The organism is Deltaproteobacteria bacterium, from assembly GCA_009692615.1.
Lineage (GTDB): Bacteria > Desulfobacterota > Binatia > UBA9968 > UBA9968 > DP-20.
Genome location: SHYW01000055.1, coordinates 23,787 through 31,571 on the forward strand (window position 1 = coordinate 23,787; position 7,785 = coordinate 31,571).

Below are 7,785 nucleotides of genomic sequence, written 5' to 3' on the forward strand. Positions count from 1 at the left end.
CATAGGACGCGAGGACTGGCGAAGATCGCCGTTATCCTACCCGAGGTCACCATGGCAAATAAATTTCACGATCAATTGGTCGCGGCGCGCGACAAAAAGCATAGCAAGAACCATCCCTTCTTCGAGCTCTGGGCGCAGGGCAAGTTGACCAAGGAGCAGACCGCTTTTTACTGCACCCAGCATTATCACTTCGTCAGCGAGTTTTTGAATTGGCTCGCCTATTTGGCGTCGCAGATTCCCGTGCGCGAGGTGAAAAACTATCTCTATGAAAATCTCGGCGATGAGGAGAATCCCGACGATCGCCATCTCGATATGTTGAAAGATTACGTCGGCGCTAGCGGAGTAGACCGCGACGGCGTCGAGAGTTCGATCCTGCTCGGCGGCACGGAACAGTTGCAAAACTGGGGCTGGATGATGGTCTATCGCAAGCCGTGGCCGGTCACCGCGGCTGGATTGTTTATCGGCTTGGAATCGCAGTTCTTGGATATCTGCAAGAAGATTGTGCCAGCGTTAATCCAACACTATGGTTACAAACCCCGCGCCCGAGAGATTCGTTTTTTTGAGGAGCATATTTACGCCGACGAAATTCACGGTTCCAAAGGCTTCGCCATCGTCGAAAAATATTGCACCACGCCGGAACTGCAAGCAGCGGCAATCAAGCAGGTGGAAGAAGCGACGATCCGGCGTTGGCGTTATATGAATAATATTTATTTGTATGCGTTGCACGGCAAGGAAGACGAAAACCCGGTGTTGCCTTAGCACTCGGCCGTGTTATGGGAGGGCGACCGCCGGTCGCCCCTACCTGGAACTAAGGAAATTTCCGAAGGATGTCTGCATGAGTATTCGTATCGATGGCGGCGTGGTGGTCGGCTGGTCGGGCACGGGTCATGAAATCATTCCCAATGGTTCTGTGTTGATCGACGGCAACACGATCAAGTCGGTGGGCGTCGACAAGTCCCAACCGGCTGACCGTGTCATCGACGCCAGCGGCAAGATCGTTTGTCCAGGTTTCATAAATCTGCACGTTCACTCCCAGCTCAACGTCGGCGATTACCTGCTCACCGACGTGACCAAGAAAGATTATCTCGCCGCCAACTGGTTTGTCTTCGGAGCGCCACTGAAAGAGAAAGTCGAGCCGCCGGCGCCTCCGGCGGTAGCTTTAGGCCGAAAGTATGCGCTCTACAGTGCGCTGCGCAACGGCGCGACAACGGTTCTCGATCCCGGCGGCGGTCCCGGCGCACTTGACGATTATGTCGCCATCGTCGGCCAAACCGGCGGGCGGGTTTTCTTCAGTCCGCCGTTTCGTAGCCAGGATATTTTCACCGACGCGGAGGGTCGCCATTACTACGAAGAGCGGGCCGACAAAGGTCGGCCGGGATTGAAGCTTGCGGTCGACTTCATCAAAAAATTTCACGGCGCCCATAACGGCCGCTTGCAGGGAATATTGAATCCAGCCCAAGCAGAGACTTGCGAACCGTCTTTGCTTAAAGAATCCGTCGCCGCGGCGAAACAGTTGGACGTGCCGCTGCATATTCACGCCGGCGGCAACTTCCGCGAGTTTCTGGAGATACTCAACAAACATCGTAAGCCGGTCGTTGAGTTTCTCGCCGACATGGGCATCCTCGGCCCGCGCACGACCCTCGGCCATATGGCAATCACCGGCGGCCACTCGCGCGTCGATTATCCGCTCGGCGATGAGATGAAGATTCTCGCCGAGAGCGGCGCCACCGTCGGCCACTGTCCGCATAAGTGCGCCAAGATGGCTTTCGCCATGGAATCCTTCGACCGTTATCTGGAAGCCGGCGTACGCATCGGTCTGGGCACCGACACCTATCCGCTCGATCTCGTTTCCGAGATGCGCTACGCCTCGCTGATTTCCCGGCTGGTCGATCGCAAAGCAACCGGCGCCCGCGCCGCGGATGTTTTCAATGCGGCGACGATTGGCGGCGCCAATGCCTTGGGCCGCTCGGATCTGGGCCGGCTCGCTGCCGGCGCCAAGGCCGATGTGGTCGTCATCAATCTACGCACGACGCGCTACGGCCCCGTGCGCGATCCGATCAATGCGCTGGTCGAGTATGGCAGCGGCGCGGATGTCGAAACGGTGGTAGTCGACGGTGAGGTGGTTATCGAAAACGGCCGCTCGACACGCATCAACGACGACGAACTATTCGCCGAAGCCGAAGCGGGCGCCAAGCGCGCCTGGGACGCTTGGTCGGGCCGCGATTGGAACGGCCGCAGCGTCGAACAAATTATCCCGCCGGCGTTTCCGACGCGCAATCTTTGACACAAGATGCTTTTCACCGCGAAGACACGAAGATCACGAAGTTCGGAAGATTAGTTTTCCGAAACCTTCGTGTGCTTCGTGTCTTCGTGGTGAGTTGTTCCACTGGATATTTTCGATATTCGATTGACCCCGCTTGAACATTCCTGCTATCAAAATCAAAACTTTTATTTGCGAAAGATAGCTAAGTTAGTTGATCGGAAAGGTTTGTCATGCGCTACGGATTTCTCATCGATCAGAATCGTTGCATCGGCTGTCACGCTTGCACGGTGGCGTGCAAGGAAGAACACGACATCCCGCTAGGGGTAAATCGCACTTGGGTTAAGTACGTCGAGAAGGGCGTCTATCCCGACACGCGGCGCCATTTCGCCGTGCTGCGCTGCAATCATTGCGACGATGCTCCGTGCATCGAGATCTGCCCGACGGTGTCGTTGTTTCGCCGCGACGACGGCATCGTCGACTTCGACAACGAGCGTTGCATCGGCTGCCAGTCGTGCATGCAGGCTTGCCCCTACGACGCGCTCTACATCGATCCTGAGCGCAATACCGCGGCGAAATGTAACTTCGATGCGTCGCGCGTCGAGATGGGCTACAAGCCGGCCTGCGAAGTGGTTTGTCCGACTCAGGCGATCCTTTCCGGCGATCTCGACGACGCCAACAGTACGATCAGTAAACGCATCGCCATGGAAAAAGTCAGCGTGCGCAAAGCCGAGAAGGGCACCAAGCCGAAACTTTTTTATACCGGTGTCGAGGGCGACTTGCTCAATCCGTCGATGATGGAGCCGCAGGACGCTCATTTTTGGGCTGACAAAGATCCCGGCGAGGATCTTTATTCGTTGAAAACAAAATCTCCCGAGCGCTCGATCCCCGGCGCGGCGCGGGAAGTTTACGACGTCTCGCATGCGACTCCTTGGGGCAAGAAAATCGCCTCCTATCTCTGGACCAAGTCGATTTCTTGCGGCGTGCTGTTGCTTTCGGCGCTGTTTCTCAACATGGGATTCGAGCAGGACGCCGCCGTGCTGAGTGTGGTTAGTCCGATGGTGTCATTGGTGTTCCTGGCCGCGACCATGGCGCTTCTGGTGCTCGATCTCAAAAAGCCTGGCCGTTTCTTTTACATCTTGACCAAACCCAATCTCAATTCTTGGCTCGTGCTAGGCGGTTACGTTTTAACGGTATTCGGCATTCTCTTGTCGCTTTGGTTGGGGTTGGTTCTCACCGGCCATGCTCTCCATCCCTTGTTGTTGTTGGCGACCGCGACCTTTGCCGTGGCCTCGGCGGGATATTCGGCTTTTCTTTTCGCCCAGGCGCGCGGCCGTGACTTCTGGCAAAGCCCGTTGCTGTTTTGGCATTTGCTGGTGCAAGCCATCGCCGCCGGCGCCGCGACGCTGACGCTGATCGGTAGTTTGCTCGGAGTCACCTTGCCGTTGTTTGCTTGGCTCGGCCAGCTGTTGGTGATCTCGCTATGCTTGAGCCTGGCGATGATTTTCGGCGAATTGTTGATGAAACATGGCGCCGAAGACGCGGTGCGTGCAGGCGAGATTCTGTTGAGCGGGCCGCTGAAAAAATCCTTTTGGATTTTCGTGGTCGCTCTCGGCAGCATCGTACCGATCGTCTTAGTGCTTTGGCCCATGAGCTCGCTGCTGCCGAATGTCGCCGCGGCGATTTTAGCGCTGTTCGGTTTGTGGATGTACGAGCATCTGTGGATTAAGGCTGGGCAGGCTGTGCCGTTGAGCTGATAGTTGTCAGTAGTCAGAAGTCAGAAGGATAAGAATGATGAATGAACCGCGCATGCCGCTAAATCCCGATGCCTTGAAATTGGAGCCCCGTGGCTTGATCAATTATCCACCGGTGGAAAAATGGGACGACTGGATGGAGTACGACACGGCCCAGTGGCCGCGCAAGGTTGAAAAACAGTGCCGGATCATTCCGACGATTTGTTTCAATTGCGAAGCGGCCTGCGGTTTGGTCGCCGTCGTCGAGAAGGATACCAACAAGATCCGTCGCTTCGAGGGCAATCCGGAACATCCCGGCAGCCGCGGCCGCACCTGCGCCAAGGGACCGGCGACGCTCAATCAAGTCAGCGATCCGGAGCGCATCCGTTATCCGTTAAAACGCATCGGCAAACGCGGCGAAGGAAAATGGGAGCGCGTGTCCTGGGACGAAGTTCTCGATGACATTGCGGGCCGCGTGCGTAAAGCGCTGCAAGAAGATCGCCGCAATGAGATCATGTACCACGTCGGCCGGCCCGGCCATGAGCTGCTTTATCATCAACGGATTCTCCATTCCTGGGGCATCGACGGCCACAACAGCCACACCAATGTTTGTTCCGCCGGGGCGCGCGCTGGCTATGCGTTCTGGTCCGGTATCGACCGGCCGTCGCCGGATCACGCCAATGCGAAATTCATTTTGTTACTGAGCTCGCACTTGGAGACCGGCCACTATTTCAATCCCCACGCCCAGCGGATTATTGAAGCCAAAGAGGCCGGCACAAAAATTTGCGTCATCGACACGCGCTTGTCGAACACCGCGTCGAAAGCCGACTACTGGATGTCGACTTGGCCCGGCAGCGAAGCGGCGATCTTGCTCGCCATGTGCAATGTGTTGTTGCAAGAAGATCGCTTCGATCGCGAATTCGTCCGCCATTGGGTCAACTGGGAAGATTTTTTGCGTGAAGAACATGGTGCCAAGCCGCAGACGTTTCAGAGTTTCGTGGCGGTGTTGAAGGAAACCTACGCTCAGTTCACCCCCGAGTTCGCGGCGAAAGAAGCCGGCATCGAGCCCGGTGTGATCGTCGACGTCGCCCATGAAATCGCTAGGGCGGGATCGGCGTTCGCATCTCATGTCTGGCGCAATACCGCGGCGGGCAACCTGGGCGGCTGGCAAGTCGCGCGCGCTTTGCAATTTCTCAGTGTTCTAGTCGGTGCGGTCGGCACGGTCGGCGGCACGGCGCCCAACGCCGCGAACAAATTTATTCCGGCGCCGCCGTTGATGCCGCCGCCGTCGAAGATTTGGAACGAGCTGCTGATACCCAAAGAATTTCCCTTGGCGTTTTTCGAAATGAGTTTTCTGCTGCCGCACTTTCTCAAAGAAGGGCGCGGCAAGCTGGCCATGTATTTCACCCGGGTCTACAACCCGGTGTGGACCAACCCCGACGGCATGAGCTGGATCGAAATGTTATCCGACGAAAGTAAAGTCGAGCGCCACGCTTGTCTGACGCCGACCTGGAGCGAAACCGCCTGGTTCGCCGATTACGTTCTGCCCATGGGCCATGGCTCCGAGCGCCATGATTTGATGAGCCAAGAAACCCAGGCGGCAAGATGGATCGGTTTTCGCCAACCGATTCTCCGCGTCGCGTTGGAAAAGCAGGGCAAGAAATTCACCACCACCTACGAAGCCCATGAAGCCGCCGGCATCGGCCAAGTGTGGGAAGAAGACGAGTTCTGGATTGAATTGTCCTGGCGCGTCGATCCGGATGGCACGCTCGGCATTCGCAAATATTTCGAATCGCCCTATGAGCCCGGCAAGAAGATGACGGTGGAGGATTACTATCGCTGGATTTTCGAGAACAGCGTACCGGGTTTACCTGCGGTGGCGGCGAAGCAAGGTCTGACGCCGCTCGCTTACATGCGCAAGTACGGCGCGTTCTTGATCGAAGACAACGTTTACAAAGTCCACGAAGCCGCGCTCAAGTCGAGCGACATGGCCGATGCCAGCGTCGATCCGCAAACAAAAATAGTTTCCAAGAATGGTGCGGTGCTCGGTGTCGAGATCGACGGCAAAGCCGTTGTCGGTTTCCCTACGCCGTCGCGCAAGTTGGAGTTTTTTTCCAAGACGATCAAAGATTGGAAGTGGCCGGAGCACGCGATTCCCGGTTACATCAAGAGCCATGTGCACCCGGACAACATCGATCTCGCCGCCGGCGAGATGTTACTGCTGCCGACTTTCCGTTTGCCGACGTTGATTCACACACGCTCGGGCAATGCCAAGTGGCTGTACGAAATTTCCAACCGCAATCCGCTGTGGTTGAACTCCAAAGACGCTGAGAACTTCGAGGTCAAGACCGGCGATCTGCTAAAAGTGAACACCGAGATCGGCTACTTCATCGACAAAGTATGGGTGACAGAAGGCATCAAGCCCGGCGTGATCGCCTGTTCGCACCATCTCGGCCGCTGGCGTTTGCAAGAAGATTCCGGTGGCGAACGTTGGTCGACCGCGCTGGTCGATTTGAAACAGATGGGCGAAGGGAAATGGATGATGCGCACGATTCACGGCATCCAGCCGTTCAAGAGCGAAGATCCCGATTCCTCGCGCATCTTCTGGCAAGACGGCGGCGTGCACCAGAATCTGACGTTTCCAGTGCAACCCGACTTCATCAGCGGTCAACATTGCTGGCACCAAAAAGTCCGCATCACCAAGCCTGGCCCCGCCGACAAGTACGGCGACGTTTTTGTCGACACCAACAAATCGCATGAAGTCTATAAGAAGTGGATGCTGAAGACGCGGCCCGCGCCAGGGCCGGATAATCTGCGCCGGCCATATTGGTTGCCGCGTTCGTACAAGCCGGCATTGGAGGCGTACTACTTCAAGAAGGAATAAGCCCGGAGAGATTTTGCCGCAAAGAACGCAAAGGGCGCAAAAAAGAGATCCGAAACGTAGGGGCGTATGGCATACGCCCGTCTTCACGACGAAGAACAGACGATCAATATCGTCACGAAAATCACGAAGGGCACGACGTTTATCTAGGGGCGGGGTTTCAAACCCGCCCTTCTTCGTTTGACAAGAATTCTCCGGGTGGGGGATAGTCGGCAGGTCTTAATCGATGATCGGCCCCGGAGGCGTTCCTGAAATTCTTTCCGGGTATTTCGATCGAATACCGCGACAAGAAAACCTATCCGGAGTTTGAAGCCTACGATCCGAAAACCGGCCGCTGGGCTTCCTTTGCACCAATGCCAGCAGGCCGCCACGGCTTCTGCGGCGTAGTAGTCGGCAACTCGTTTTACTTCGCCGGCGGCGCGGTTGAGTGTGGCGGCGGGCAGAGAACTAATGAGTTGCTGGTGTTTAATCTGTCGTGATGTCCGCAATTTGGATAATTCTTTCAAGCTGACGACTCGAAGCACGAAAGTGAATATGCAAAACACAAATCTCCCCCCAGTTTTCCTTAGGCGTTTGTAATCAGGAGAGTTATGCACAGTATCTGCACGGCGGTGGCGAAATCGACCGGCACAACGTGCCAGAAGAGAACTCTTCCGGGATCGCGCTATTGTCTATTTCACGTCGATCGTGGCCCGCTGTTTTTGGCGGGTATGGTTGGCGCAGTTCTGAGCCTCATGGTTTCTGAAGGTTACCGGGCTATCGACGAGCCGTTGTCAATTGGTGGGTAAAAAGAATTAGGCAGCGACCCGAACCTCCTGACCGTTTGCGTACTTCTGACCACGAGCGACTTTGTCTACAAGCTGGGGTGCATCGAGTTTTCTGAAACTCATTTCAGCGATCATTAAGGTCTT

General features: G+C 56.2%; 4 protein-coding genes. All 4 read left to right on the forward strand.

Annotation, left to right across the window (positions count from 1 at the left end; all coding sequences use genetic code 11):
* Positions 1-51 precede the first annotated feature (51 nt).
* The 4 genes from EXR70_14340 (at position 52) to EXR70_14355 (ending at position 6,877) form a co-directional block, all read left to right on the forward strand.
* Complete coding sequence (locus EXR70_14340; GenBank protein ID MSP39664.1) at positions 52-759, forward strand: hypothetical protein; 708 nt, start codon at positions 52-54, stop codon at positions 757-759.
* Positions 716-2,284, forward strand: a complete 1,569-nt coding sequence (locus EXR70_14345; GenBank protein ID MSP39665.1) for a hypothetical protein — start codon at positions 716-718, stop codon at positions 2,282-2,284. Before EXR70_14340 ends, EXR70_14345 begins: the two co-directional genes overlap by 44 nt.
* Positions 2,285-2,493: 209 nt before the next feature.
* A complete protein-coding gene (locus tag EXR70_14350; protein ID MSP39666.1) occupies positions 2,494-4,017 on the forward strand; it encodes a 4Fe-4S dicluster domain-containing protein in 1,524 nt (507 codons plus the stop codon).
* A 34-nt stretch (positions 4,018-4,051) separates the two neighbouring features.
* Complete coding sequence (locus tag EXR70_14355) at positions 4,052-6,877, forward strand: formate dehydrogenase (GenBank protein MSP39667.1); 2,826 nt, start codon at positions 4,052-4,054, stop codon at positions 6,875-6,877.
* Positions 6,878-7,785 lie beyond the last annotated feature (908 nt).

What these genes read in the sequence shown, in the direction of transcription:
- EXR70_14340 (MSP39664.1), top strand. Translation starts at nt 52, where the DNA reads ATGGCAAATAAATTTCACGATCAATTGGTCGCGGCGCGCGACAAAAAG.
- EXR70_14345 (MSP39665.1), top strand. Translation starts at nt 716, where the DNA reads ATGCGTTGCACGGCAAGGAAGACGAAAACCCGGTGTTGCCTTAGCACT.
- EXR70_14350 (MSP39666.1), top strand. Translation starts at nt 2,494, where the DNA reads ATGCGCTACGGATTTCTCATCGATCAGAATCGTTGCATCGGCTGTCAC.
- EXR70_14355 (MSP39667.1), top strand. Translation starts at nt 4,052, where the DNA reads ATGATGAATGAACCGCGCATGCCGCTAAATCCCGATGCCTTGAAATTG.